Consider the following 25,071-nt stretch of genomic DNA (forward strand, 5'->3'; position numbering starts at 1 on the left):
AGCGGTCAGATCGACGCCGGGCCAGCGGCCATCACGCTCTGCGCACCGGCTGGTTGTTTACCAGCTCTCACGGAGTCACCAAAGGCCTCACACCGGACATGGAGATATCTCAGGCCGCCGAAAAGACTCAGTGGGCCACTGTGACGGTCACGCCTGCCACAACGGCCACCGCCACCATCCCGCCCGAACCGTCTCCGGAGCCGACACCGACACCGGACCCGACGCCGGCCCCGGAGTGGAGCGAGCCGAAGACGCCCTCGGTCTACCTGGCGGATCTCACCTATGGATGGGGTGAGTTCGCCGGATACTCCCGTCGCGGCGCCTACGACATCAACGGGAAGACCTACGACCGCAGCATCGGCCTCACACTCGGCGGTGTAGGCCAGACCCGATGGACCGAATATCTGATAGACGGCGATTATCGGACGTTTGAGGCAACCCTAGGAGTGAACGACAGGGACGCAGTCGGCTCGATAGCAGAGTTCGAGATATACGGCGACGGACTTCTTCTGCTCAGGAAGCGAGTCGAATACGCGAAACCGGTGCGGATAAGCGTCGACATTCGGGACGTAATGAATCTTCAACTCGCCGTCACAAGAATAGCGCCTTTTGATACATATTACACCAGATGGACACGCGGTGCCGTATTCGGCGACGCGTCGCTCACGCAATAGGACAGCCCTCAGTTGGCGCTGATGGAGGCACCCGCAGTGCGATCAGGGCTACGTCGTCCTCCCCGGTCATGGGCATGCCGGTGAGCAGTCCGTCACAGAACCGGCCCAGGGGCTCACGGGCGAGCGTCTCGGCGTACCGCCGCAACCGGTCCAGTCCCCGATCCAGATTCTCATCCCTGTGCTCGATGAGGCCGTCGGTGTAGAGCAGCAACGTGCTGCCCGGTGGCAGTGGCTCGACGGCGCTGGTCCACGGCTGGTCCTGTAACAACAGGCCGAGGAGGAGATTGTCCGCCGCATGCAGAAAGTGGCTGTCACCGTCGTTTGTAACCAGCAACGGCGGCGGATGCCCGGCCACCGCGTAGGTCAGCCGCCACCCGCCGTCCGCACCCTCTTCGAGGCACCCCAGCACGCAGGTCACGGTGGTCATCTCACTGTTCAAGGTCTCGAGGGCGGTGTCCAGGCGGTGCAGGATCTCCCCCGGGAGTTCGTTGCGGTCGACGGCCAGCGCCCGGACCATGTTGCGTACCTGGCTCATCCAGACGGCGGCGGCCAGATCGTGCCCGGCCACGTCTCCGATGGCCACCTCCACGGCACCGCCGGGCAGCACGAACGCGTCGTACCAGTCCCCGCCGATCTCCGCGGCGGCCGGGCTCGCCTGGTAGCGGGCCGCGAGCTCCAGTCCCGGGACGTGCGGCGGCTCGGCGAGGAGGCTGTGCTGCAGGGCCAGCGCCACCCGCTGTGTGCGCCGGAACCGCAGAGCCTTGCCGAGGGCGTCGTGCGTGTGGTCGAGGATCTGCCCCGTCAGATCGGCGTCGGCCGGATCGATCGGCGGCCGGTCTCCGCAGGTGGCGGCGACCACCACGGCCGCCACCTCGCCTTGGGCGACGACCGGAATGATCGCCAGGCTGTGCGCCTTGGCCTCGATCATCCACTCCCCGGCTCTGGCGTCAGAGCCAGGTGGGGGATGCCCCGGAGAGAAGGACAGGTAGACGGGCCGGCGTTGCCGTACCGCGCGCACGAACTCACCGTCGGCGGGATGGTGCGCCTTCTGGCGGCGCGGCAGTCTCGGCAGTCCAGGGCGCGCGGCGATGGCGATGCGCTCGGTGACGAGCCCATCCGAGAGGCCGCCGGCGAGCTCGGGGAGCAGGTGGATGTGGCAGGCGTCGGCGAGCTCCAGGACGATCACATCGGCCAGCGCCTGGCACATCTCCTCCAGATCGGTGATGTCCGCCACAGCGGCGGCGGCACGGTCGAGAAGCTTGCGGCGCCGCTCCTCCTGCCACTCCTGCTCGATGTCGGTCGCGGCGCCCACCCACTCGACGACGGCGCCTTCCTTGCACACCGGCACGGCCCGCATCCGGAAATGCCGGTAGGTGCCGTCGAGGACGCGAACGCGGAAGACCAGCTCCAACAGCGCGGGCACCTCTTCGGCGGCCCAAACCCAGGTGTTCAGGGTCGGCGCACGATCCTCGGGGTGGACCGCCTGCAGCCATCCATAGCCGCGGTACTCCTCCCGGGTCTGCCCGGTCAACCTCCTCCAGTCCGGGCTCACCTCTCTGAACCTGCCGTTGGGATCGCTCGCCCACACCGTGTGCGCGTTGACCCATAGCAGGCTCTGGTAGCGGCGCAGGAGACGGCGCTGCTCCCGTGCCAGGGTGCGCATCCGCCTGGTGGCGACGAACTGTTCCGTGACCTCCACGATCATCTGCAGCACTCCACTCGCCCCATCGGGGAGAGGAATCTTCGAGAGGCTGTAGTGAAAGAAGCGCTCCTGCGATCCGCCCGAGGGAGCGGCCACCCTCGCGGAGGCATGCTCTCGCCGTACGGCCTCACCGGTCTCCAGGACCCGATCGAACGACAGGAGGGAGTCCTGCTGCAGGAGGTTGCTGAACGCCTCGCGGACCGGCATCCCGATGGGCCGGTCGCCGAACATCGCCCGCATGGCGTCGTTCAGGTACACCAGGCGGTGGTCCTTTCCGGTGGTGACCAGCACCCCGACCGGCGCCGGGTCGAACACCTCCAGCGGAAGGCCGTTCATTTCTTCCCCGCGGGCAACCCCATCATCACGTTCCTCCGTCGCACCATGACATCGGCGACGAATGCAATCCCCCAACTAGCCTCAAATAGGAAATATATGTGCAAATCGCCAAAGTCGCACGCGTCGGTGGGACAACTTCTCCACATGTGGGGCTCTCCGCGCCCCGCTGGCCCCGAGAGATCGCACGCCCCGATGTTGTCGTAGGCCATCGGTACGCTGCCTGCGAGGAGATGGTAAAGGTGCGGATTACTCGGGCGCAGGCGCTCACCCTGCGGATGGTCGGCCTGCTGTTGCGCGACCGGCATCACGGCATGGACCGGCCGGCCGACGTGGCCGGGGTGGTGACCTGGCTCGGCGCGATGCAGGCGCAGGACCTGGCCAGCGGCCTGTGGTCGTTCGGCGTACGCCTGCCGGGATACACCGTCGGCGACGTGACCGCCGCGCTGGAGCGGCGTGAGGCGCTGCGCACCTGGCCGATGCGCGGCACCATTCACTTCGTTCCGCCGCGGGACGCCCACTGGATGCTCGACCTGATGGGTTCGCGGGCACTGGCGGGTGCGGCGAAGCGTCGCGCGTATCTCGGGCTGAGTGAGGAGGTCGCCGAACGAGCGGTGGAGGTGCTGGGCACGGCACTGGCCGGCGGTGGCCGGCTGACCCGGTCACAATGCGTCGCCGTGCTCGCCGACAAGGGCATCGAAGCCGCCGGCCAGTTGGGCTACCACCTGCTGTGGTACGCCAGCCAGCGCGGCGTGCTGTGCATCGCCCCGAACATCGGCAACGAGCACAGCTTCGTGCTGCTCGACGAGTGGGTCCCCGACCCGCACCGGCCCGACCGCGACGAGGCGCTGGCCACCATCGCACTGCGGTACTTCCGCGGCCACGGGCCGACCACGAGGCAGGATTTCGCCGGCTGGACCGGGCTGACCGCGGCCGACGCCAAGCGCGGCATCGCGGCGGCCGGCGACCAGCTGGCCGGTGTGACCGTCGACGGCGTCGAGATGTACCTGGAACCGGCGCTGCTCGACACCGCACCATCCGCGATGGACGGCCGCGAGGTCCTCGTGCTGCCGGGGTTCGACGAGTATCTGCTGGGCTACAAGGACCGTACGCTCATGCTCGCCGACGAGCACAAACCGGCCATCATTCCCGGCAACAACGGCATATTCCAGGCGACAGTGGTATGCGACGGCCGGGTCGTCGGCACCTGGAAGCGGTCACTTACCAAGACCAAGGTGCAGATCACAGTCCAACCGCTCGTGCCGCTGGGCAAGGCCGAACGGGCGAAAATCGAGCAGACGTTCGAAGAGTACGCACGCTTCGTGGGCCGTACGCCCGAGGTGCGCCTACCGTAAGCCGTCATCCCAGCGAGGCGTTCGTGGCGATGGGGGTCGGCGACGACGGTCGCGCGGCCGGCCTCCGGGATCGGTCAAGCCTGCGCTCGTTGGCACACCCAGCCCTCGGGAATCCGGCCTGACGCGATGAAACTCTGGAGGTGATCAGTCGCCTCGGGCGTCAGCACCGCGTCAGCCTGCGGGTAGATGATCGGCTCCTCTTTGGAGTTGTGCTGCTCCAGCCGCCCGAGCAGTTCGGCGCACAACCCCCGCAACGGGTCCGCCGCGACGCCCTTGCCCATCTCGGCGTCCAGCCGGTCCATCGTCTGCCAGATCTCACCGTGCTCGCGCAACATGACGAAGACCGGCGCCATCATGCCCGCCTCCCGCAACGGCGGGAACAGGAACTCCTCTTCGAGGTAGATGTGGCGGCGCAGCCCCTCCATCGCGCGCTTCAGCGGCGTGGTGTCCTCTCCGCCCTCCGCCAGACCTTCGACGAAGGTTTCGATTCCCTCGTCGATCTCGCGATGTTCCCGCTCCAGCGCCGACGACAGTGTCCCGCTCTCCACGCGATCTCCTTCTACTGCCGGTGTCCCCGATGCTCCTCGGCTGTCCAGGCTCGACTTTCACCCACTCTACTGGTTTTTACAACAGGATTTGGATAAAAACGCGCACAAGAGAGCCGAAGAGCGCCGATCGTCCGTCGATCAGCGATCGCGCCGGCGCCTGGCCTTGCCGCTCACTCCGCCGAACAGCGCCAGGCCCTTCACGACGACCACCGGCGCCGACGGGTCGACGTCCGGGCTGCCGTGCACGTCGAAGCCGCCGAAGACGCCGACACCATGGCAGCGCACCTCCGCCCCCTCGGGCAGAATGATCTCGGCCCCACCGAAGATCGCATTGACCGTGATCTCGATTTCTTTCGCCTCGAATTCGGCGTCGGTCAGGTCGAATCGCATGCCGCCGAATAGGGCCAGCGCCCTGGTCTGCCGTCGTACCCGCCAGCGGCCCCTGCGATCGGCCCCGCCGAAGATGGCGACGATGTTCTCGGGCGCGGAACTCGCACCCGGCGCGTAGGAAACCGGGCTCGCTGCCGGACGGGGCCGGTCGACCTGCAGGTCATGGGTGAGGACCTCGAGCTCCCCCACGGTCTTGGCCTGGTAGAGGTTGTCCAGGCGCTCGGAGTACTCCTCGTGGCTCAGCTGTCCGGTGCTCAGGGCTTCGCCCAGCAGGGCGGCGGCCTGCTCCCTGTTGCTGTCCGAGGCGCGCAGGTGCGACATCTGGGAGTCCCTGCGTGAAGGGGGATTTTCCATGCTGGCCACGATAGTTCTCATTCGTCTCGACGGGGAGACCGTCAAGGTGACGCCGCTTACGACACCATGCCCCTGACCTGCCGGGCGGGAGCAGGGCGGACGCGGCCCCATGTTCGTGTGGGGTTCCGCCCGTCGCGGCGTGCCGCCCCAGGTCAACGTCATCGGGACGCTGATGTTCGTCATGACCGTCGTCGTCGTGCTCGTCGGCCAGATGGTGGCGCGCCGCCGCGACCGCTAGCGGCTCTGATCTGTGGGGATGCGTTGAACTCCTCTCCAGCATAAATGCTGGAGATTCTTCCCGTCACCGAGGTGCGGGGGTTCGCGCTTCACAGCCCCCCTAACGGCGAAGGCTCCACGCGCTGACACCGCAGTTCCTGCGGCGTTCCGAGCACGCTCGGTGGTTTGGTTATTATCACCGAGCACGGAAAACCTACCGTACGTGGTTGGGCTGCCACAAGCTGTTTACCGTTCAGGCACGCTCACGCCCCAGAGGGCACTCCCGCGCGGGCCTTCACCCCCGGCGTGAACGCCGGAGCACTGGCCCGCATTCCGGTAGACGGATACGTGGGAACGCGACTCGGCGGTGAACTCGGCGCCGGTCCAGTCCGCGTGCCTGCTCTCCAGCTCGAACCCGGCCAACTGGGCCATGAGGTCGAGTTCGGACGGCCAGATGTAGCGGTGCGGAGTGCGGAACAGCCGGGCCTGGCCGCTCCCGTCGAACGTGAAATGGTGCGACACAACCTGTTGGCGCAGCACGTCGTAGGTGTCCAGACCGATGTAGCCGGGCTCCGAAGACCAGACCGTGGCCTGCTGGCCCGGCGGAAGCTTACGCAGCTCGGGCACCCAGAGCTCGATCACGAACCGGCCGCCCGGGGTGAGATGGCGAGCCGCGTTGCGGAAGCAGGCGATCTGCTCGGCCTGGGTGAGCAGGTTGGCGATCGTGTTGTAGACGAGGAAGACGAGCGCGTACTTCCCCGGGGCGGCGGCGGTCGCCATGTTCCCGACGATCACTGGGATTGTCGCTTCGTCCGCCTTCGTTCGCAGTCGGTCGATCATCGGCGGTGACAGCTCGATGCCGGTGACACTCACCCCTCGTTCGGCGAGCGGGACGGCCACACGGCCGGTCCCGATGGCGAACTCGAGAGCTCGCCCGTCGCCCGCGAACTCGGCGAGGCGGTCCACGGCCGGCCCCAGGACATCAGGCGCGAACATGCCGGTGCCCGGCGTGTCATAACGCCGAGCGGCGTCGACGTCCCAGATCTCCTCCTGACGCATGCCGCCAACGATCGCCACTGACCGTACGGACTGTCCACCGATTTTCCGACAGCCCAAAGCTCCAACTCGTCGGTCATACGCTGCCCTCCGTCCGCCGTGGTTCGTCCGTCCACAGCGCGTTCGCCTCGGCGTAGCTGAGCACCCCGCGGGAGAAACCGAACGTGCCGTGCTCCGCGAGCTCCCGCCCCGCGGCGAGAGTGGCGCTGAGCGCGACCCGCGCCAGTGCGGACCCAAGGCTGATGCGCCGGGCACCGGCGGCGACGAGCTCGGCCACGGTCACCCCGGGCGAGCTGCCGGCGAGCACGTTGACCGGCCGGCCGACCGCCGCGCAGACGGCCCTGACCGCGTCGAGGTCCGGCAGGCCCGGGGCGTACAGCACGTCCGCGCCGACCGCGTCGTACGCCTTCAGTCGGGCGATCGTGTCGTCCAGGTCGGGTCGTCCGTACAGGAAGTTCTCCGCGCGGGCGGTGAGCGTGAAGCGGAACGGCAGCGCCCGGGCAGCCTCCACCGCCGCCTCCATCCGGCGCACCGCCTCGTCCAGCTCGGCGATGGGCCGGGACGGATCTCCGGTGGCGTCTTCGATAGAGCCGCCCACGGCGCCGGCCTCGGCTGCGAGGCGGATCGTGTCGGCCACGTCCCTGGGGGCGGGTCCGAAGCCGCTCTCCAGGTCAGCCGCGACTGGCAGGTGTGTGGCCGAGGCGATCGCGGCGATGTTGGCCAGGGTGTCCTCGCGGGTGACCTGGCCGGTGCCGTCCGTCCGGCCGAAGACGAGGGCGAGGCCGCCGCTGGTGGTGGCCAGGGCGGGGAATCCCAGCCGGGTGAACAGCCGCGTAGTGCCGGCGTCCCACGGGTTCGGGATCACGAATGCCGGGCCTTCGTGCAGCGAGGCGAACACCTCCGCGCGGCGCCGCTGGTCGGTGGGGTCCAGGGTCATCGGTCTTCTCCCCATTGGCACGCCGGTGCCGTCCTCGGTATACGTCACTTCCGCTCGATTCCGTCATATCCAGAGCGGATCGCCCGGACGGCCGACGAGACCCATCGACCATAGCCAGAGAAATGTTCGGCGCAGGCCGAACCATAGCTGCAGAAGATAGGAACGGCTTCGTCACATCCGCGACCTCATCACCCAGGCGGGCCGCTACGACACCAGCCACACCCGCCTGGTCTGCTTCAGCGGCACCGGTTTCAACGACAAGGCGCGCACAGCGGCAGACGCGGCACACGACGTTCAGCTGATCGATTTGGCGACCTTGTACAGCCGGACCTGACCGGAGCGCCTGCCCAAGCGGCAGGCCTACTCATGATCGGACCACACTGCGGCGTGAGCAGGGGACAGCGCGCACCTCCACGTCGCCGATCCCGGCCCGCGCGTGGAGCTCGATGGTGGGCGCGTCGCACATGCCGGTCACCTCGGGCTCGAGCACCCGGTCGAATCGGACGCCCGTACCGTCCTCGACCCTGTGGTCGATCTTCACCTCGCCCAGCCGGGCGTACCCGTGCACCTCCACCCGCGCGGTCGCCGGCACGATCACCGTGAGCTGCCCGACCGACACCGACGCGTTGAACCTGACCCGGGCGCCGGGCCCGAGAGCGAGGTCGGTCAGGTCGAGCCGGCCCGCACCCACGCTCACCGCGTAGTCCCGGATCTGGACCGCGCCGACGGGGTGCCAGACGAAGCTGCCGACCTTCCTAGGAATGCCGTTCATCGTCGATCCCGCGACCAGAACGAGCGACACGATCGTGCCGGCGGCGACGAGTGCCGCGCCCCGGCCGAACCACGTCGCGACGAGCAGGCCCGCCCCGATCGTGACGATGACCGTGCCACCGATCACCGGCAGACCGATCGAACCGGTGCTCGACTGCTGCACCGCGACCATGATCTCTCCAATCACCAGGTGTCAGTTCCGCGGCGCGCGACGCAGAAGAACCAGCCCGTAGATCGGGAAAGCTACGGCGCCCACAAGCAGAATCAGGGTGGAGGGTCCCTCGCCAAGGGTCTCCAGTCCGCGGCCGACGTTCTGGCTGACGTTGAACAGCATGTGCAGGGCGATCGGCGCCCACAAGCTGTGCGTGACCATGCGGATGCAGGCGTAGCCGATTCCGAACAGGCCGGAGACGACGATCAGCGGCACGACGTCTGACAGCGAGGCTCCCCAGACCAGAACAACCAGGTGCACCGCGCCGAAGCCGATGCCTGAGACGAGAGCGGCAAGCCACCGCTTGCGATGCGCGAACGCCCTGACGACCACGCCTCGCATCAGGGCCTCCTCCGCGAAGGAGTTCGGGAGTTCAGCGACCAGTGCCGCGGCCAACGCCAACGCACCCCCTTCGATGCCGAAGCCCAGCGGCCATGCGGCGAGCGCCACGGGCAGCGCCATGAGGGTCAGGTGGCGTGGCCGTGGCAGACGGGTGATGCCGACGGCTCGCCACGCCGACCAGCGAGACAACAGGACGAGGGTGGCCGCCGCGAGCACGAGGGTGGCGATCTCGCGACGCGCCGTCTCGCCCATCCCCGGGGTAAGCCAGGTGAGAACGCCGGCGGATGCGCCGACCAGTCCGAAGACGCCGACTATGATCGCGAGCGTCGCCGCAAGCGGCCGCCGCTCCACCCAGTTCGGCGCGGTCCATGGCAGGGCACCGGCCACGGCATGGTGGCGGTCATGTCGAACAGCCGGGTTCACCTTCATGGCGGGCGCCTCCGAGTCTCGTGGTCACGGCCGGGCCGGCCGCTTACCTCGATGATCTCGGGGGTGGTCCCTTCGCCGGATCGGCGTACCGACGCCACCCGGCTCAGCCGATCGCCACGGGTCCACTACGTCAAAAGTCTCAGCCCGGCGGGACGGCCGCCGCATTTTCGGACATCTCAAACTATGGAAGGGCAATAGCCCTGAACGTTGACATGGAGTACGATCACGGCTGCAACACTCCCGCCGGGGGTGCCTTAACTGGCCAGGCAAGGCGGGAGGGCCGACATGGCAGCTGCGCGAGAGAACGTCCGCGCCGACCGGGCGCCCGGCCCGGACGCCATCCTGGCCGCCGTGCTCTTCGCCGCCGACCGGTTCCTCGCCAGTGCCGAACCGTGGGAGACGAACATCGGCGAAGTCCTGGAGCGGCTCGGGACGGCGGCCGGAGTGAGCCGGGTGTACATCTTCGAGAACTACCTCGACGCTCGCGGCGGCCAGTGCACTGGCCACCGGTCCGAGTGGGTCGCCGCGGGGATCACCCCGCAGATCGACCACCCCATGCTCAGGGGGTTCAACTACGTCGACGTCGGCTGGGGACGGTGGGTCGGGCTGCTGGAGCACCGGGAGGTGATGGCCGGCCACGTCCGCGACTTCCCCGCGCCGGAGCGTCCCGAGTTGGAGGCCGAGGACATCAAGTCGATCGCACTCGTGCCCATCCATGTCGAAGACCATTGGTGGGGCTTCATCGGGTTCGACGAATGCGTGGCCGAACGGGAGTGGTTGCCCAATGACGTGGCGGCGCTCCGGGCGGCCGCGGACACCCTGGGAGCCGCGATCCAACGCGCGCGCATCGAGGAACGGCTACGCGCCCAGCAGGAGCAGCACCGCGCGGCGATCGAGGCGACCATGGGTCTCCTGCGGCGGCGGGTGGCCGCGCTGTCCCGGGTCGCGAGCGACATGGTCGTGGACCAGCCGCTGGAGACGACACTGCGGACCGCCATGGCGACGGTGGTGGAGGCGAGTGGCGGTGTGGCCGCCGCGGTCCACATTATGGAACGTGACAGCGGCCGGCTACGGTTCCTCGCCACCGACGGGCTGCCCGACGGCTATGAGGAGGGTTTGCGAGCGGCCTGGGACCTCGGCGTCGACTCCCCTGCCATAACCGCCCTTCATGAGCAGCGCGTGGAGGTGATCCGCGATGCCCCGGCGCGGACCCTGGCGCGGCCCCGGGCCGAGCCGATCCACCGGTTCCTGCCCCATGTCGAGTGGGACATCCTCGTGGCCGTTCCCCTCGGCACCATGGGCCAGATGTTCGGTGCGCTGCACGTCTACTACCTCCCCGATGACGAGCCGGCGGATGAGGAGCTCGAATTTCTCGTGGCGTTCGCGGATCAGATCGCCGTGGCGATCGAGAACGCCACCTTGCTCGCCGAAGTCCGGCAGAACGCCGCCCTGGTGGAGCGGCAGCGGCTGGCCCGCGATCTCCATGACTCGGTCTCCCAGGCACTGTTCTCGATGACGCTGCACGCCCGTGCCGCCGAGCTGGCGATGGACAAGCAGGGTCTCGGCGGGAACGCGTCGCTGGGACGCGCGGTGAGCCAACTGCGGGAGCTGACGCAGGGAGCGCTGGCGGAGATGCGCGCCCTCATCTTCGAACTGCGCCCCGGAGCCTTGGCCGAGGAGGGCCTGGTCTCCGCGGTACGCAAGCAGGCCGCCGCCATCGCAGGCCGCGAAGGCCTGCTCATCGATGTCGTCGACGAGACGGGCGAGCGTCCCGCGCTGGACGAAGCGGTCGAGGAACACCTCTATCGGATCGTCCTCGAGGCGCTGCACAACACCGTCAAGCACGCCGATGCCCAGCGGACCACCGTGACGATCACCCGGACCGGGTCGAGCCTGACGGTCTCGGTCAGGGACGACGGTCGCGGCTTCGCCCCCGATGCCGCTTTTCCGGGACACATGGGACTCGGAACGATGCGGGAGCGCGCGACACGCATAGGTGCCGGCCTCCACATCACGAGCACACCCGGCGCCGGAACCAGCGTCACGGTCACCGCGCCGATCACGAAACACACGGAGGCGACCAGCCGGTGAGCACCGCGGACAGCACGATCAAGGTCTTTCTGGTCGACGACCACCGCGTCGTCCGTACGGGCATGCGGGCCTTCCTGGAGATGCTCGACGACATCGAGGTGGTCGGCGAGGCGGGAACGGGGAAGGAAGCGCTCGACCGCCTGGCGGTTCTCGACCATTCGGACGAACTTCCCGACGTCGTCCTGATGGACCTGATGATGCCCGTCATGGACGGCATAGCGGCGACCCGAGAGCTCAAGGCCCGGTTTCCCGCCGTCGAGGTCATCGCGGTGACCAGCTTCGTGGAGGAGAAGAAGGTCCGGGCCGCCCTGGAAGCCGGGGCCACCGGCTATCTACTCAAGGACGCCGAGGCGGACGAGGTGGGGCGGGCCCTGCGTGCCGCGGTCCGCGGCGAGGTGCACCTCGATCCGGCCGCCGCCCGGCAACTGGCCGCTGCGATGCGGGCTCCCGTGACAGCCACGGCAAGCCTGACACCACGAGAACGAGAAGTGCTGGCCCTCATCGCCGACGGCCGGTCCAACCGCCAGATCGCGACCGCGCTGTCGGTCAGTGAACGCACGGCCCGCACCCATGTCAGCAACATCCTGGCGAAACTGGGACTGTCCTCCCGCACCCAGGCGGCCCTGTGGGCGGCCCGCGAGGGCATCACCCCGTCCTGACGGGCAGTCCCGCACACGGACGCGCCCCTCTCCGCGGAGGGGTGACCAGCCGACCGCGTCCCTCCGTAAGACTCCGATCCGGAGTTTTGTCCTATTTGCACCTTAATGGTGGTCCGTGTACCTTTTGTCGCCAACGGCATACGCAACGGTGACACCATCCCCGGTTGCGTTGTCCGTTCGTTGCCAGGATCCGCGCGTCCCCTGGCGGGAGCCGTCCCGTCAGAAGGTGCACGGCCGCCGACTCCGCGCCTCGCGGAGCCGGGGACCACCCCTCGGGTGAATCGGAGCGCGTCCCCCCAAGCGCGCCGTAGGGCGCTTCCGCCCGAACCCGTCAGCTGTCCCGGTAGGCGGCATGGAAGCAAGGAGTCAATCCCTTCATGCTGGAACACCGGTTCACCGCAGTCACCCCCTCTTCGCCGGCCTCGCCCAAGTACCGGGTGAGCCTCTCCGGCAAGCGCTTCCGTTCGCCTGCCGTCAGTCTGGCGATGGTCGTGCCGACCGCCGCACTCAGTGTCTTCCTGGCCGGGCCGGCGCAGGCCACGCAGCTCGCCCCCGGCGACGAGAACATCACGCTGATCTACGGCGAAGACATCTCCAACCACGAGCCGAACCACAACTGGGCCGCCAGTCCGGCGAAGTTCGGCATCATCAAGGCCACCGAGGGCCTGACCTTCCGCGACTCCACCTTCGCCCGATACTGGGACGAATTGGACAAGAAGGGCATCGTGCGGGGCGCCTACCATTTCGGCCACCCCAGCAACGACCCCGTCGCCGAAGCCGAGCACTTCCTCTCCATGGTGAACCAGCAGCCCAGCAAGCCCGGTGACCTGCTCGTGCTGGACCTGGAGGCCACGGACGGCATGTCGGTCAGCCACGTCAACGCCTGGGCCAAGACCTGGCTGGCCCATGTGAAGGCCAAGACCGGCGTCACCCCGATGTTGTACAGCGGCTGGAACTTCGCCAACACCTACGGGCGCGGCCTGGCCGAATATCCGCTGTGGGTGGCGCACTACAGCAAGGCCCCGGGCAAGGTCACACCGCCCGCCGACTGGAAGAGCTGGGCCATTCACCAGTACACGGAATATCCCATCGACAAGAACGTCTCCGCGCTGAGCCCCGAGCAGCTGCGCGCCCTCGGCCGCCGCTGACGCCGCCACTGACCAGGCACCGCTGACCACGCCGCCACTGACCACGGAGTCACGCCCTGCCGGCAGCCGGAGCACGGTCCCTCGTGCTCCGGCTGTCAGCGGTGAGAACGACCGTGGCGACGTCAGGTGTGGCTGATCATCACGTGCTTGATCCGGGTGTAGGCGTCCAGGCCGTAGCGGGACAGGTCCTTGCCGGTGCCCGAGTGCTTGAAGCCGCCGTGCGGCATCTCCGGGATGATCACCTGGTGGCAGTTGACCCAGACCGCGCCGAAGTCGAGTGCGGCGGACAGCCGCATCGCACGGCCGGTGTCCCTGGTCCACACGCTGGAGGCGAGCGCGTAGTCGACCCCGTTGGCCAGCTCGACGGCCTCCTCCTCGCTCGCGAACGGCTGTACGGTCACGACCGGGCCGAAGACCTCCTGCTGCACGATCTCGTCGTCCTGCCGCACGTCCGCGACCACGGCCGGTGCGAAGAAGTAACCGGGACGGTCGAGCCGGGAGCCGCCGGTGACCACGCGGGCGTGCCCGGGCAACCGTTCGAGGAAGCCGCCGACCCGCTCGGCCTGGGCCGCGTTGTTCGACGGACCGAGGAAGACGCCCTCCTCGTCGGGCCCGCCGACGCGCAGCGCCCGCGCCGCCTCGGCCAGCGCCGTGACGACGTCGTCGTACGCCCGCTCCTCGACGAGCACCCGGGTGACGGCGGTGCAGTCCTGCCCGGTGTTGAAGAACGCCGCCTCGGCGATGGCGCGCCCGGTGGCGGCGGGGTCCACGTCGCCGAAGACCACCGCGGGGGCCTTGCCGCCCAGCTCCAGGTGGACGTCCTTGAGGTCGGGAGCGGCGGCCGCCATCACCTCGGCCCCGGCGCGGGTCGAGCCGGTGAGGGCCACCATCTCCACACCCGGATGTCCCACCAGCGCGCGGCCGGTGTCGCGGTCACCGCACACGACGTTGACCACGCCGGGCGGGAGGACCCGGGCGCACAGCTCGCCCAGCAGCACGGTCGAGCCGGGCGTGGTGTCGGACGGCTTGAGCACCAGCGCGTTGCCCGCCGCCAGCGCCGGTCCGATCTTCCACGCGGCCATCATCAGCGGGTAGTTCCACGGCGTCACCTGGGCGACGACGCCGATCGGCTCGCGCCGTACGAACGAGGTGTGCCCCTCGGCGTACTCGGCGGCACCGAGCCCCTCCAGCACCCGCGCCGCGCCCGCGAAGTAGCGGATCGCGTCGATGGCCCCGCCCGTGTCGACCCGCATCGCCGTGCCGCGCGGCTTGCCGGTGGCCCGCACCTCGGCCTCGGCCAGCGCCTCCCGGTTCGCCGCCATCAGATCGGCCAGCTCGAGGAGCAGCCGCTGACGCTCGGCCGGGGTGGTTCGCCGCCAGGTCCGCGCGGCCTCGCCGGCCGCCTCGACCGCCCGGGCCACGGCCCGCTCGTCTGAGCGGGGCGCCCTGCCGTACACCTTCTCGGTCGAGGGGTCGACCAGTTCCATCCACTCGCCGGCGTCCCGGCGCTCTCCGGCGATCACGTTGCACAGCGTGTCCACCACGGTCTCCTCACAGGTCGGGTACGGCTCAGGCGGCCAGGGGGGTGCGGTTCAGCAGGGCGGCGCGGTAGCGGGCGACGGCGGACGGCATGCCGATCAGGACCACGCCGACCAGTTCGCCGTCGCGGTGGTAGCCGACCACGACCTCGCCGCCGAGGTCACCCTCCAGCACCCGGATGTCCGACTCGCCCAGCGCGGGCGCCCCGAACGACTGCAGGCGCAGCTCGTACTGGTCGCTCCAGAACGTCGGCAGCGGGGCGAAGGGCGTCGCGATCCCCTCCCCCAGACCGAGGTCGGCGAGCAGCGTGAGCGCCGCGTGCTTGGCCGTGTCGGTCGGGATGCTCCAGTGCTCGACCCGGCGGGGCACGCCGTCATAACGCGGGTTGGGGAAGCGGGCGATGTCGCCGACCGCGACGACGCCGTGCCGCCCCTCGACGCGCAGCGCGCCGTCGCACAGCACGCCGTCGGACAGGTCGAGGCCGTTGCCGTCCAGCCACTCGGTGTTGGCCACCGATCCCACGGCCTCCACCACGACGTCGGCGTCGACGCGGGTGCCGTCGGACAGCGCGGCGCCGGTCACCCGATTTTCGCCCATTTCGCCCATTTCTCCAAGGAACGCGGCGATCGTACGGCCGAGCAGGAACGTCACGCCGCGCTCCTCGTGGCGGCGGCGCAGCGCCGTGCCCAGTTCGTAGCCGAGCGGGCGGCGCATCGGGGCGTCCTCCGGCGCGACGACGGTGACCGACGCGCCCAGCGTGCGGGCGGTGGCCGCCACCTCGCAGCCGATGAACCCGGCGCCGACGACCAGCACGTTCACCCCGGGCCGCAGCTCGGCACGGAGATCGCGGGCGTCCTCGAGAGTCCGCACGACGTGCCGGCCGGCCGCGGGCCCGGGTAACCGCCTGGGCCGCATGCCGGTGGCGATCACGAGCCCGTCACAGGTCAGCTCGGCGCCGTCGCCGAGCCGTACGGCCCGGGCGTCCAGGTCGGCCCCCACGACCCGAACGCCCAGCCGCCACGTGACGTCCGCGACCGCCGGGCGGAGCCGGAACGCGAGCGCGTCGTGGGTCACCTCGGTGGCGAGGGCCTCCTTCGACAGCGGAGGACGGTTGTACGGCAGATGGGGCTCGTCGCCGATCGCGACGATCTCGCCGGTGAATCCCGCCGCCCGCAGCCGCTCGGCCGCGCGCAGGCCGCCCATCGACGCCCCCGCGATCACGACGCGCCGTGTGGTCCGCACCGCGGTCAGTCCTCGATCGTGATGGCCTGCAGCGGGCAGACGTCGGCTGCCTCCTCCACGGCGTCGCGCAGCGACTCGTCGGGCTCGGCGACGTAGACCAGGTGGCCGTCCTCGTTGATCTGGAAGACCTCGGGGGCGGCGAACACGCACTGCCCGTGGTCCTTGCAGACGTCCATGTCGACGATGACCTTCATGATGAGACTCCTTGCCGTGGTCAACGCTTGGGCGGACGGATGCCGCGGAACTCCCAGTCCCCGCCGAAGGCGGTCGAGATGACCTCCTCCGACTCGGTGGGCTGGGCGCCGCAGTCGTCCCGGATCGGAACGGGGCCGTGGACGATGTGATTGGTCAGCCTGCCCAGGCCCTCGACCTCGACCTCGACGACGTCGCCGGGCCGTACGGGCCGGGAGTTGGCCGGGGTGCCGGACAGCAGCACGTCCCCGGGGTAGAGGGTGATCGTGCGGGCGATGTCCGCGACGAGGTAGTGCATGTCCCACTCCATCTCGTCGGTGGAGCCGTCCTGCACGACCTCGCCGTTCACGTACGTGCGCAGCCGCTTGCCGTGGAAGTCCCAGCCGGTGACCAGCCCGGGGCCGAGTGGGCAGAGCGTGTCGGAGCCCTTCACGCGCAGCATCGAGCCCGCGTCGGTGTCGCGGAAGTCGTGCAGGCCGTAGTCGTTGCCGATCGTGTAACCGGCGATGTGGTCGCCGGCCTCGTCCGGGGAGATGTTGCGCGTGGTGCGGCCGATGACGATCGCGACCTCGCCCTCGTAGTTGAGGTACTCACACCGCTCGGGCCGTACGATCGCGCCCTTGTGCGCGTTCAGCGCGGAGGTCGGCTTGTGGAAGTACGTGGGGGCGGGCGGCAGCGAGGTCATGAACTCCTCGACCCGGCTGCGGTGGTTGAGATGCACCGCGATGATCTTCGTCGGCACGCACGGCGGGAGATGGACGGCATCGTCCACGCCGACGACCCGGCCGTCGGCGCCGACCAGCTCATCGCCCTCCCTGCGCACCTGTACGGCCGCGCCGTCCAGCAGGATCCTGCGGTATTCCACCGTTTCTTTCTGAGGCATCAGGCGGTCCCTTCGAGCCGGAACGGATAGGGGTACGGGTCACCCGAGGCGTCCGTGGCCCGCGGCCGGGTGAAGCCGCCCTCCGGCCGGTCGAACCATATGTGCACCTGGCCGGTCCCGGTGGCGTTCTCGTAGTCGCTGTAGAGCCTGCCGGGCGCGGTGAGGTCGCGCTCGCCGAGAGCGGCGGCCAGCATCAGGTAGTGGCCGAACCCCGCCTCGGGCTTGAAGCGGTAGAACTCGTCCATCGTGTCGAGCACCCGGGCATGGTCGCCGCGCCGCATCCACTCGATGCGCTCCTCGTCGGCCGCCCGCGCCTCGGGGGTCCGTACGTGCGCGGGGTCGCTCGACTCGTGCGCGCGCAGGTGGCGCAGCGGCCAGAACGTGTGCGAGAACGCGCCCGACGCGATCAACAACACCTTGCGGTCACTGGCCGCGATCGCGTCGCCGACCGCCCGGCCGAGCCGCAGGTTGTCCTCCGCCTCCGCGGTCTGGCACATGCTGATCGAGATCCACCGCTTGCCGGGCGCCCCGAGGTACTTCCACAGGTTCACGGTGGCGTAGAAGATCGGCAGGTGGTGGTCGTCGATCGCGGTGATCCAGGTGGCGTGCCCGTCCTGGTGCGACGCGATCAGCCGGGCGAGCTCCGGGTCGCCCGGGAAGTCATAGGGGATGCGGCACATGCCGCGCGGCAGTTCCTCGGAGGTGAACAGCCCGGAGCGGCGATCCTGGGCGGTGACCACGAACTCGAAGGTGGTCGCCCAGTGCGAGTCGAACACGATGACCGTGTCGTAGTCGAGGGCGTCGAAGACCTCCTCCCGCAGGCGGCGCAGCCCGGGGACGATGCTGATCTCCTTGCCCTCGTTGAGCTCCTTGCGCACGTCGAGGGGCAGCATGATCGTGGGAGCGTGCGCGAGGATGCCCGCGCCGACGACCTCACCCATTCCAGCCTCCCGGCGCGAAGACGGTGTTCTTGACGTCGCAGTAGAAGTCGAAGCTCCAGTCGCCGCCCTCACGGCCCATGCCCGACTGGCGAGCCCCGCCGAACGGCGCCTGGAGGTCACGGACGAAGAAGCAGTTGACCCAGACGGTGCCGGCGACCAGGCGGGCGGTGACCCGCTCGGCCCGCTCCGGCGAGCCGGTCGCGAGGGTGGCGGCCAACCCGAACCTGGTGGAGTTGGCCAGCTCGACGGCCTCCTCCTCGGTGCGGAACGTCTGCAGCGTGAGGACGGGACCGAAGACCTCCTCGTTGACGATCTCGCTGTCGGCGGCCGCGCCGGTGAAGAGCGTGGGCCGGTAGTAGAGCCCGCCGAGGTCGGTGTTGGGCCCGCCGCCGATCACGGGGGTGGCTCCCGCCTCGACGGCCCGGCGCACGAAACCGTCGATCCGCTCGAAGTGCTCGCGGTGGATGTTGGGCCCGATGTCGGTGGACAGGTCGCGGGGGTCGCCCTGGCGCAGGGTGGCTGCCTTGGCCACGAAGCGCTCGGTGAACTCGGCCGCGATCTCCTCCTGCACGAGCAGCCGGGTGCCGGCCAGGCAGACCTGCCCCGCGTTGTCGTACTGCTCGACCGCGAGGTCGACGGCGAGGTCCAGGTCTGCGTCGGCGAACACGATCAGCGGGGACTTGCCGCCGAGCTCCAGGGAGAGCGGGGTGAGGTTGGGCGCGGCGGCCGCGGCGATGTGCCGGGCGGTGGGCACCGAGCCGGTGAAGCTGATCCGGCGCACCCGGGGGTCGGCCACCAGAGGCGCGCCGACCTCCTCGCCGTAGCCCTGCACGACGTTGAACACGCCGTCGGGCAGCCCGGCCTCCACGGTGATGTCCGCGAGCAGGGACGCGGTCAGCGGGGTCCACTCGGCGGGCTTCAGCACGACCGTGTTGCCGGCGGCGAGGGCCGGGGCGATCTTCCAGGTGGCCAGCATGAGCGGGGCGTTCCACGGGGTGATCAGCGCGCAGACCCCGGCGGGGTCCCACGAGACGTGGTTGCGGTGGCCCCGGGTGTCGAAGTCGTCGTGCCCGAGCTCAAGCAGCCAGTCGGCGAAGAACCGGAAATTGTGCGCCACCCGGGGCATGACGCCGCGCAGGTGGGAGCGCAGCAGCGCGCCGTTGTCGGTCGTCTCCACGATCGCGAGCTGCTCCAGGCGCTTGTCCACGCCGTCGGCGATCGCGTGCAGCAGCCTCGCCCGCTCCTCGCGGGTGGTGCGGGCCCAGGCCGGGAACGCCCGCTCGGCCGCGCTCACCGCGGCGGCGGCCTCCTCCGCGCCGCCCCGGGCCACGCGTGCGATCACCTGTCCGTCGATCGGCGACACGTCTTCGAAGGCGGCCGGGGAGGACACCCGTTCGCCGCCGATCCAGTGCCCCTCGTGGACGGTGACATCCGCGACAGTGGCCATCCGCTTCCTCCAAATCGTTTGGTCCCAAACAATTTACGGTCGTGGCTGCTCAGGAGTCAATACGAAGGGCTATCGTTTGGGAGCGAACAAAGCGTGAGGAGTGTGCGCCATGCCGAGGGAGACACGGCCCGCGGAGACAGGGTTCGGGGGGACGCGGTCCGGGGAGACGCGGCCCAGGCCGATCATCGCGATCCCGTCCCGGTTCGCCGCCACGACCTCCGCCCTGCGCTACGCGGCCGTGGTGACCGCGCGGGCGCTCGCCGACGCCGTCTACCGGGCGGGCGGGGAACCGTTCCTCATGCACCCCGTCGACGCGGGCGAGGCCGCCGCCCGGCTCGCCGTCGCCGACGGGCTGCTGCTGCCCGGCGGCGGCGACATCGCGCCCTCGGCGTACGGCGAGAGCCTGCCGCACGACACGGTCTACGACGTGGACGCCGAGCAGGACGCCTTCGACTTCGCGGCGGCCCGGCACGCACTGGACACCGGCCTGCCCACGCTGGCGATCTGCCGCGGGCTGCAGGTGGTCAACGTGGTGCTCGGCGGCCGGTTGAACCAGCACATGGAGGCCGACCACCGGCACGTCGTCCACCCGGTGCGGGTGTGGCCCGGCTCACTGCTCGCCGAGGTGGCCGGGACGGAGAAGGTGGCCGCGTCCTGCTACCACCACCAGTGCGCGTCGACGCTGGGCGACGGTCTCGTGGCCACGGCGTACGCCGAGGACGGCACGGTCGAGGCCGCCGAACTGCGCATGTCGCATGAGCAGGCCGGGCAGGCCGGGCCGTACGGCTGGTTCCTCGGCGTCCAGTGGCACCCGGAGGACACCGCCGCGACCGACCCCGTCAACCAGCGGATCTTCGACGCGCTCGTCGCCGCGGCGCGCGGCTGAGCCCTCAGGTGGCGCGGCGGCGCCCGCCGCGGCGGGGCGGGACGGGCGTGTCACGGCGCAGGCTCTCGCGCCGCGCCTCGCCCTTCTCCTCCAGGTGGGTGATGATGCGGCGGAGCGTGTCAGCGAGGTGGAGCGCCTCCTCGCCCCCCAGGGAGTCGACGACGAACGCCTCCTCCGCGTTGAACGCGGGGAAGAGGTCCTCCATCAACGCCAGCCCCTCGGGGGTGAGGCGCAGCAGGGCCAGGCGGCGGTCGTCGGGATGCTGACGGCGCTCGATCAGGCCCCGTGACTCCAGCGTTTTGATGATCCCGGTGAGCGTGCCCTTGGAGATGCCGGCCTCGGCGGCCGTGTGCCGGGTCTCGATCTCCTCCCAGATCCACACCACCCACAGCACCACGAAGGCGCTCCAGGTGAGATCGGCCGCGCGCAGCGCCGAGTTCTCCAGGTGCTGCCGTACGGCACTGGCCGCCCGGTGGAGGTTGGAGACCGCGACGAGCGCCTCACGATTGACCGGGATCGATCCCAGCCGACGACTGACCGCCTCCTCGGTGGCTGACAACGGATAGTGGGCGGGCACGTCCCGGCTCCCTTCGGGGGCTCAATGGGTGTTCGAAACACCCCGCAACTCTTGCGTCGAGTTCATTTGTACACGTACGATCCGCGAACATGCAGGTCGTTCGGGGGCAAAAGATTTCCACCCGTCGTGATCCGGCCCTCAGCCGATCACTTGATTGAACCCCATTCCCTCTCCGATGGGAGGTTGCCATGGCAGATGAGGCCATCGCCGCCGGGCGGTCCGCCCCCACAAGCACGACCGAGAACCACGAACTGTCCCGCCGCCGCATCGGCGTCGCCCACATCGTCTTCTTCGTGGTCGCCGCTTCGTCACCGCTGACCGTCGCCGCCGGCGGACTGCCGTTGAGCTATGCCACCACCGGGGTCGTCGGCATCCCGGTGATCTATCTGGTCCTCGCCGCGGTGCTGGCCCTCTTCTCCGGCGGATACGCGGCGATGAGCAGGCACATCTCCAACGCGGGCGCGTTCTACGCCTACGTCGCACAGGGCCTCGGCCGGATTCCGGGGGTGGGCGCCTCATTCGTCGCCCTCGTGGCGTACAACGCGATGCAGACCGGCCTGTACGGCCTGTTCGGCTTCGCCGCGGCAGGAGTGATCACAGCCGAGCTGGGGGTCGACATTCCCTGGTGGGTGGCCTCGCTCGCGGCGCTCCTCCTCATCGCCTTCCTCGGCTACCGCCGGATCGACCTGAACGCCCGGGTGCTCGCCGTCCTGCTGATCTGCGAGACCATCATCGTGATCATCTTCGACGCCTCCCAGGTCGCCTCGGCCCCGGCCGGGCTGTCCATGGACGCCTTCTCCTGGAGCGCGCTCACCACCGGTGCCGTCGGCGCCGGGTTCTGCTGGGTCATGGCGTCGTTCATGGGCTTCGAGTCCGGCGCGATCTACAGCGAGGAGTGCCGCGACCCCCGCCGCACCGTGGGCCGCGCCACCTACATCGCCGTCGGCGTCATCGGCGTCTTCTACGCCTTCACCGCCTGGGCGATGGGGATCGGCGCCGGCGTGGACCGGGTCATCGATCAAGCGGGCGAGCACGGGCCCGACCTGCTGTTCGTGCTGGGCAGCGACGCCATGGGCCCGACGTTCGGCAGGATCGGGGCCGTTTTCCTGGTCACCGCGGTGTTCGCGGCCCTGCTGTCCTTCCACAACGCGGTCGCCCGGTACTTCTTCTCGCTCGGACGCGAGGGCGTGCTGCCGCGCGGTCTCGGCCGGACCCATCCCCGGCACGGCTCGCCGTGGGTGGGCTCGGTGACCCAGACTCTGATCGCCGCGGTGGTGCTGTTCGTCTTCGCCATCGTCGGCGACGACCCCACCGAGACACTGTTCAACTGGTTCACCAACCTCGGCGCGCTCGGCGTCATCCTGCTCCTGGTGATCACCTCGGTCTCGGTCATCGGTTTCTTCCTCCGCGATCCGCGCGGCGAGAACGGCTGGGGCCGGATCGTCGCACCCTCGCTGGCCGCCCTGGCTCTGGCGGTCATCCTCGTGCTCGCGATCATCAACTTCCACGCGCTGCTCGGCACCCCGCCCGACTCCATGCTCAACTGGCTGATCCCCAGCCTCGTGCTGATCGCCGGGATCATCGGTCTCGGCTACGGCTGGTGGATCAAGGAGAACAGGTCGGACACCTACCACCGGATCGGCCAAGGCGCATCCGCCCCCACCCCCTTGCCGTGATCTCGCGAACACTTGCAGAGATGGCCGAGATCACGGCCTCGGGGTGATGGGAGGGGCCTGCTTGCGGAGGCCCCTCCTCGCGGAGGTCGGGACTAGAGGGCGCCGGAGGTGCCGGTCTCTAGCAGGGTGCCGCCGTTCCAGACCACCCCGACCTGGCGGTAGTACCCGCCGATGACCTCCTCGACCGTCAGGTCGGCGAGCTCCTCGGTGGGGGCGTCGAACAGCTCGATCTCGGCCTCGCCCGCCCACGCCTGGCCCGCCTCGAAACTCTCGGCGCCCGCCACGATCAGCTCGTCCAGCGCCAGGCCCTTGCCCGGTTCGATGGACGGCAGCCAGCGGTTGTGCGCCATCGGGTGCCCGTTGACGAAGCCATTGGTCTCACTCGGCTCGCGGAGCCGTACGACGGCCTGGGCGAGCCGCCGGTCCGCCGCCGCCAGCGTCGCTCCGAAGGCGCCGCCGGCGTCGATGCGAGGCGCTGCCAGGCCGTACGGATGGGGCCGGGTCATGTGGATCGAGCCGAGCTTCTTGGGGTAGCCCTGGTGGATGCCGCGGGCGACGGCGAAGTCCTTGTCCACCCAGATGTAGACGCAGCGGGAGTACGTCCGCCCGCCGTAGGAACAGCGGACCACGGCGAAGCACTCCTTGTACTGTGCGCGCACCGGGTCGAGCAGCTCCTCCCGGCTTTCCGAGCACGACTGCCAGTCGGCCCAGATCACCGCCACCGCGCCGGGGTCCTCCTCGGCGAGGCCGAGCGGCTCGGGCAGCAGCGCGGCCACCTTCGCGGGGTCGGTCCGGTACTCCACGGTGAGCAGATCACCGGAGTAGTGCCACGGGGGGCTGGGGATCAGCGAGGAACGCCCCGTCGCCGTCTTGGGCGTGAAGAAACCGCGCACCGTCGCCACTGCGCCTCCTTGTCACGATAATCATTTGGACCCATACGATATGTCCTGAGCTGGGCTTTGTCATCCCGTAGCACATAGGTGAGTTCTGGCATAGGGTCTTGTGGCCCTGCCGTTCCCAGCGTATTGTTTGCCCCCAAACGACCAGCTCACGTACCCATTCGAACTTCTGAGGAGGCCCAGTGTTGGAAGGCTCAGCGAGCACCGAGCCGGCGGCCGAGATCGTGCGACGCCTCACCGACCAGGGCATCGACATCGTCCGGATCGGATATCCCGACCTCATCGGGACCGAGCGCGGCAAGGATGTCCTGGTCGAGCGGCTCCCCGACGTCATGGAACACGGCGTCGCGTTCTGCCGGGCCGTCTACTACACCTCGCCGCAGGCCGACGTGGTGCCGGTGCCCGGTGGCCTCGACCAGGGGCTGCCCGACATCTCGATCCGCCCCGACCTGTCCACCCTCGTCCCGCTGCCCTGGGAGCCGGGCGTCGCGGCCTGCCTCGGCGACACGGTCGACCCCGCCGAGGGCGGCCCCTTTCCCGAGGCGCCGCGCGAGGTGGTCAGGGCGGCCGCCACCCGGCTGGCCGAGTTGGGCCTGACCGGAGTGGTCGGCCCGGAGCTGGAGTACTTCCTGCTCGAGCCGGACGGCTCGGGAGGCTGGCGGCGCTACGACGACGCCCCCGGCAACGTCTACGTGGCGGGCACCAAGGGCGACCGCGGCTCGCACATCCTGCGCACCCTGCGGGCGCTGCGCCCGATGGACCTCGGCGTGACGATGGGCAACCACGAGTTCTCCGGCGGACAGTTCGAGATCAACCTGCACCACGGCGAGGCGGTCGACGCGGCCGACCGGGCGTTCCGCTTCAAGTCGGCGATCAAGGAACTGGCCCGGCGGGACGGGCTGCTCGCCACGTTCATGGCCAAGCCGTTCAACGACGAAGGCGGCTCGGGCTTCCACGCCCACCTGTCCTGCGCGGACGCCGCCGGCCGCAACGTCTTCGCCGACCCCGCCGGGCCGTACGGGCTGTCGCAGACGGCGATGTACGCGATCGGCGGCGTCCTCGCCCACGCGCCCGCCCTGGCGGCCCTGCTCAACCCGACCATCAACTCCTACAAGCGCTTCGGCCCCGACACCCTGGCCCCCTGGCTGATCGACTGGGGGCTGGACAACCGCAGCGCCATGGTCCGCGTGCCGCCGGAGCGCGGCGCGGCCAGCCGGTTCGAGGTACGGCTCGGCGACGCGTCGGCCAACCCCTACATCGGCATCGCCGGCCTGCTCGCGGCGGCCTACCTCGGCATCCGTGACCGCGTCGAACCGCCGGCCCCGCTCGAGGGATACGGCTACGACACCAGCAGGTCGCCGATGCTGCCCTCCTCGCTGCCCGAGGCGCTCGACGCGCTCGCCGCCGACGACGCGCTCGGTGAGGTGCTCGGCAAGGAGTTCACCACGGCCTACCTCGCCTACAAGCGCAACGAGGTCGAGCGGTTCTCCCAGTTCGTCACCGACTGGGAGTTCCGCGAGTACGCCTACCACCTCTGAGCCATCTCCAGCCACATCTGTTTGTTCTAAGGAGT

General features: G+C 69.6%; 24 protein-coding genes and 1 riboswitch. Of the genes, 9 read left to right on the top strand and 15 right to left on the bottom strand.

The window, feature by feature from the left end:
- The coding region (locus ACFHYQ_RS23995; protein WP_394303388.1) for an NPCBM/NEW2 domain-containing protein at positions 1–674 on the top strand (674 nt) is incomplete at its 5' end.
- Here the strand turns inward: ACFHYQ_RS23995 and ACFHYQ_RS24000 are convergent.
- Positions 664–2,712, bottom strand: coding sequence for a SpoIIE family protein phosphatase (locus ACFHYQ_RS24000; protein ID WP_394303389.1), 2,049 nt, complete (start codon positions 2,710–2,712; stop codon positions 664–666). The two genes, ACFHYQ_RS23995 and ACFHYQ_RS24000, sit on opposite strands and share 11 nt — an antisense overlap.
- 239 nt (positions 2,713–2,951) lie before the next feature.
- On the opposite strand from ACFHYQ_RS24000, the gene ACFHYQ_RS24005 reads away from it, so the two are divergent.
- Positions 2,952–4,064 carry a winged helix DNA-binding domain-containing protein gene (locus tag ACFHYQ_RS24005; RefSeq protein ID WP_394303390.1) on the top strand — a complete coding sequence of 371 codons (1,113 nt, stop codon included), beginning with the start codon at positions 2,952–2,954 and terminating at the stop codon, positions 4,062–4,064.
- Positions 4,065–4,138: 74 nt separating this feature from the next.
- Here ACFHYQ_RS24005 and ACFHYQ_RS24010 read toward each other — a convergent pair whose 3' ends face one another.
- Together ACFHYQ_RS24010 and ACFHYQ_RS24015 are read right to left on the bottom strand one after the other, a co-directional pair.
- Complete coding sequence (locus ACFHYQ_RS24010; RefSeq protein WP_394303391.1) at positions 4,139–4,612, bottom strand: hemerythrin domain-containing protein; 474 nt, start codon at positions 4,610–4,612, stop codon at positions 4,139–4,141.
- A gap of 138 nt (positions 4,613–4,750) precedes the next feature.
- Positions 4,751–5,356 (bottom strand): DUF1707 SHOCT-like domain-containing protein, encoded by a 606-nt coding sequence (locus ACFHYQ_RS24015; RefSeq protein WP_394303392.1) that lies wholly within the window; start codon positions 5,354–5,356, stop codon positions 4,751–4,753.
- Positions 5,357–5,465: 109 nt separating this feature from the next.
- Between ACFHYQ_RS24015 and ACFHYQ_RS24020 the strand changes: the two genes are divergently transcribed.
- Complete coding sequence (locus ACFHYQ_RS24020) at positions 5,466–5,594, top strand: hypothetical protein (protein WP_394303393.1); 129 nt, start codon at positions 5,466–5,468, stop codon at positions 5,592–5,594.
- Positions 5,595–5,818: 224 nt separating this feature from the next.
- On the opposite strand, the gene ACFHYQ_RS24025 is transcribed toward ACFHYQ_RS24020, so the two are convergent.
- From ACFHYQ_RS24025 to ACFHYQ_RS24040, 4 genes are all read right to left on the bottom strand, one after another.
- The gene (locus ACFHYQ_RS24025) at positions 5,819–6,631 is read right to left on the bottom strand and encodes a class I SAM-dependent methyltransferase (protein ID WP_394303394.1); all 813 of its coding nucleotides are present in this window, start codon (positions 6,629–6,631) and stop codon (positions 5,819–5,821) included.
- A gap of 73 nt (positions 6,632–6,704) precedes the next feature.
- On the bottom strand, positions 6,705–7,565 hold the full coding sequence (locus ACFHYQ_RS24030) for an isocitrate lyase/PEP mutase family protein (RefSeq protein WP_394303395.1): 861 nt from the start codon (positions 7,563–7,565) through the stop codon (positions 6,705–6,707).
- A gap of 364 nt (positions 7,566–7,929) precedes the next feature.
- On the bottom strand, positions 7,930–8,508 hold the full coding sequence (locus ACFHYQ_RS24035) for a hypothetical protein (RefSeq protein WP_394303396.1): 579 nt from the start codon (positions 8,506–8,508) through the stop codon (positions 7,930–7,932).
- Between the two features lie 21 nt (positions 8,509–8,529).
- Positions 8,530–9,318 carry a CPBP family intramembrane glutamic endopeptidase gene (locus tag ACFHYQ_RS24040; protein WP_394303397.1) on the bottom strand — a complete coding sequence of 263 codons (789 nt, stop codon included), beginning with the start codon at positions 9,316–9,318 and terminating at the stop codon, positions 8,530–8,532.
- Positions 9,319–9,603: 285 nt separating this feature from the next.
- Between ACFHYQ_RS24040 and ACFHYQ_RS24045 the strand changes: the two genes are divergently transcribed.
- The 3 genes from ACFHYQ_RS24045 (at position 9,604) to ACFHYQ_RS24055 (ending at position 13,216) form a co-directional block, all read left to right on the top strand.
- Positions 9,604–11,409 carry a sensor histidine kinase gene (locus ACFHYQ_RS24045; protein ID WP_394303398.1) on the top strand — a complete coding sequence of 602 codons (1,806 nt, stop codon included), beginning with the start codon at positions 9,604–9,606 and terminating at the stop codon, positions 11,407–11,409.
- The gene (locus tag ACFHYQ_RS24050) at positions 11,406–12,068 is read left to right on the top strand and encodes a response regulator (RefSeq protein WP_394303399.1); all 663 of its coding nucleotides are present in this window, start codon (positions 11,406–11,408) and stop codon (positions 12,066–12,068) included. Before ACFHYQ_RS24045 ends, ACFHYQ_RS24050 begins: the two co-directional genes overlap by 4 nt.
- Before the next feature lie 225 nt (positions 12,069–12,293).
- A riboswitch (cyclic di-AMP (ydaO/yuaA leader) is annotated at positions 12,294–12,433 on the top strand.
- A 12-nt stretch (positions 12,434–12,445) separates the two neighbouring features.
- A complete protein-coding gene (locus tag ACFHYQ_RS24055) occupies positions 12,446–13,216 on the top strand; it encodes a glycoside hydrolase family 25 protein (protein WP_394303400.1) in 771 nt (256 codons plus the stop codon).
- Between the two features lie 122 nt (positions 13,217–13,338).
- Here ACFHYQ_RS24055 and ACFHYQ_RS24060 read toward each other — a convergent pair whose 3' ends face one another.
- The 6 genes from ACFHYQ_RS24060 to ACFHYQ_RS24085 are packed head-to-tail and all read right to left on the bottom strand — an operon-like array spanning position 13,339 to position 19,460.
- Positions 13,339–14,760, bottom strand: coding sequence for an aminobutyraldehyde dehydrogenase (locus ACFHYQ_RS24060; RefSeq protein WP_394303401.1), 1,422 nt, complete (start codon positions 14,758–14,760; stop codon positions 13,339–13,341).
- Between the two features lie 25 nt (positions 14,761–14,785).
- The gene (locus ACFHYQ_RS24065) at positions 14,786–15,997 is read right to left on the bottom strand and encodes an NAD(P)/FAD-dependent oxidoreductase (RefSeq protein ID WP_394303402.1); all 1,212 of its coding nucleotides are present in this window, start codon (positions 15,995–15,997) and stop codon (positions 14,786–14,788) included.
- Positions 15,998–16,002: 5 nt separating this feature from the next.
- On the bottom strand, positions 16,003–16,191 hold the full coding sequence (locus ACFHYQ_RS24070) for a ferredoxin (RefSeq protein ID WP_204015519.1): 189 nt from the start codon (positions 16,189–16,191) through the stop codon (positions 16,003–16,005).
- A 20-nt stretch (positions 16,192–16,211) separates the two neighbouring features.
- The gene (locus ACFHYQ_RS24075; RefSeq protein ID WP_204015515.1) at positions 16,212–17,072 is read right to left on the bottom strand and encodes a fumarylacetoacetate hydrolase family protein; all 861 of its coding nucleotides are present in this window, start codon (positions 17,070–17,072) and stop codon (positions 16,212–16,214) included.
- Positions 17,072–18,013, bottom strand: coding sequence for a DODA-type extradiol aromatic ring-opening family dioxygenase (locus ACFHYQ_RS24080; protein WP_394303403.1), 942 nt, complete (start codon positions 18,011–18,013; stop codon positions 17,072–17,074). The genes ACFHYQ_RS24075 and ACFHYQ_RS24080 overlap by 1 nt, the downstream gene beginning before the upstream one ends.
- Entirely contained in the window at positions 18,006–19,460 is a 1,455-nt protein-coding gene (locus ACFHYQ_RS24085; RefSeq protein ID WP_394303404.1) for an aldehyde dehydrogenase, read from the bottom strand. The genes ACFHYQ_RS24080 and ACFHYQ_RS24085 overlap by 8 nt, the downstream gene beginning before the upstream one ends.
- A gap of 109 nt (positions 19,461–19,569) precedes the next feature.
- On the opposite strand from ACFHYQ_RS24085, the gene ACFHYQ_RS24090 reads away from it, so the two are divergent.
- The gene (locus ACFHYQ_RS24090; protein ID WP_394303405.1) at positions 19,570–20,346 is read left to right on the top strand and encodes a gamma-glutamyl-gamma-aminobutyrate hydrolase family protein; all 777 of its coding nucleotides are present in this window, start codon (positions 19,570–19,572) and stop codon (positions 20,344–20,346) included.
- 4 nt (positions 20,347–20,350) lie between these two features.
- Here ACFHYQ_RS24090 and ACFHYQ_RS24095 read toward each other — a convergent pair whose 3' ends face one another.
- Complete coding sequence (locus tag ACFHYQ_RS24095) at positions 20,351–20,923, bottom strand: MarR family winged helix-turn-helix transcriptional regulator (RefSeq protein WP_394303406.1); 573 nt, start codon at positions 20,921–20,923, stop codon at positions 20,351–20,353.
- A gap of 188 nt (positions 20,924–21,111) precedes the next feature.
- On the opposite strand from ACFHYQ_RS24095, the gene ACFHYQ_RS24100 reads away from it, so the two are divergent.
- On the top strand, positions 21,112–22,599 hold the full coding sequence (locus ACFHYQ_RS24100; RefSeq protein ID WP_394303407.1) for an APC family permease: 1,488 nt from the start codon (positions 21,112–21,114) through the stop codon (positions 22,597–22,599).
- Positions 22,600–22,691: 92 nt separating this feature from the next.
- Here ACFHYQ_RS24100 and ACFHYQ_RS24105 read toward each other — a convergent pair whose 3' ends face one another.
- Positions 22,692–23,501 carry an acetoacetate decarboxylase family protein gene (locus tag ACFHYQ_RS24105; protein ID WP_394303408.1) on the bottom strand — a complete coding sequence of 270 codons (810 nt, stop codon included), beginning with the start codon at positions 23,499–23,501 and terminating at the stop codon, positions 22,692–22,694.
- Between the two features lie 179 nt (positions 23,502–23,680).
- On the opposite strand from ACFHYQ_RS24105, the gene ACFHYQ_RS24110 reads away from it, so the two are divergent.
- Entirely contained in the window at positions 23,681–25,036 is a 1,356-nt protein-coding gene (locus tag ACFHYQ_RS24110; protein WP_394303409.1) for a glutamine synthetase family protein, read from the top strand.
- The last annotated feature ends 35 nt before the right edge of the window (positions 25,037–25,071 follow it).

It is taken from the genome of Sphaerimonospora cavernae, from assembly GCF_042435035.1.
GTDB classification, from domain to species: Bacteria; Actinomycetota; Actinomycetes; order Streptosporangiales; family Streptosporangiaceae; genus Sphaerimonospora; species Sphaerimonospora cavernae.

Coding starts and splice junctions, on each gene's coding strand:
- ACFHYQ_RS24020 (WP_394303393.1), top strand. CDS start 5,466: ATGTTCGTGTGGGGTTCCGCCCGTCGCGGCGTGCCGCCCCAGGTCAAC.
- ACFHYQ_RS24085 (WP_394303404.1), bottom strand. CDS start 19,460: ATGGCCACTGTCGCGGATGTCACCGTCCACGAGGGGCACTGGATCGGC.
- ACFHYQ_RS24030 (WP_394303395.1), bottom strand. CDS start 7,565: ATGACCCTGGACCCCACCGACCAGCGGCGCCGCGCGGAGGTGTTCGCC.
- ACFHYQ_RS24070 (WP_204015519.1), bottom strand. CDS start 16,191: ATGAAGGTCATCGTCGACATGGACGTCTGCAAGGACCACGGGCAGTGC.
- ACFHYQ_RS24025 (WP_394303394.1), bottom strand. CDS start 6,631: ATGCGTCAGGAGGAGATCTGGGACGTCGACGCCGCTCGGCGTTATGAC.
- ACFHYQ_RS24090 (WP_394303405.1), top strand. CDS start 19,570: ATGCCGAGGGAGACACGGCCCGCGGAGACAGGGTTCGGGGGGACGCGG.
- ACFHYQ_RS24015 (WP_394303392.1), bottom strand. CDS start 5,356: ATGGAAAATCCCCCTTCACGCAGGGACTCCCAGATGTCGCACCTGCGC.
- ACFHYQ_RS24000 (WP_394303389.1), bottom strand. CDS start 2,712: ATGAACGGCCTTCCGCTGGAGGTGTTCGACCCGGCGCCGGTCGGGGTG.
- ACFHYQ_RS24100 (WP_394303407.1), top strand. CDS start 21,112: ATGGCAGATGAGGCCATCGCCGCCGGGCGGTCCGCCCCCACAAGCACG.
- ACFHYQ_RS24055 (WP_394303400.1), top strand. CDS start 12,446: ATGCTGGAACACCGGTTCACCGCAGTCACCCCCTCTTCGCCGGCCTCG.
- ACFHYQ_RS24035 (WP_394303396.1), bottom strand. CDS start 8,508: ATGGTCGCGGTGCAGCAGTCGAGCACCGGTTCGATCGGTCTGCCGGTG.
- ACFHYQ_RS24080 (WP_394303403.1), bottom strand. CDS start 18,013: ATGGGTGAGGTCGTCGGCGCGGGCATCCTCGCGCACGCTCCCACGATC.
- ACFHYQ_RS24045 (WP_394303398.1), top strand. CDS start 9,604: ATGGCAGCTGCGCGAGAGAACGTCCGCGCCGACCGGGCGCCCGGCCCG.
- ACFHYQ_RS24040 (WP_394303397.1), bottom strand. CDS start 9,318: ATGAAGGTGAACCCGGCTGTTCGACATGACCGCCACCATGCCGTGGCC.
- ACFHYQ_RS24075 (WP_204015515.1), bottom strand. CDS start 17,072: ATGCCTCAGAAAGAAACGGTGGAATACCGCAGGATCCTGCTGGACGGC.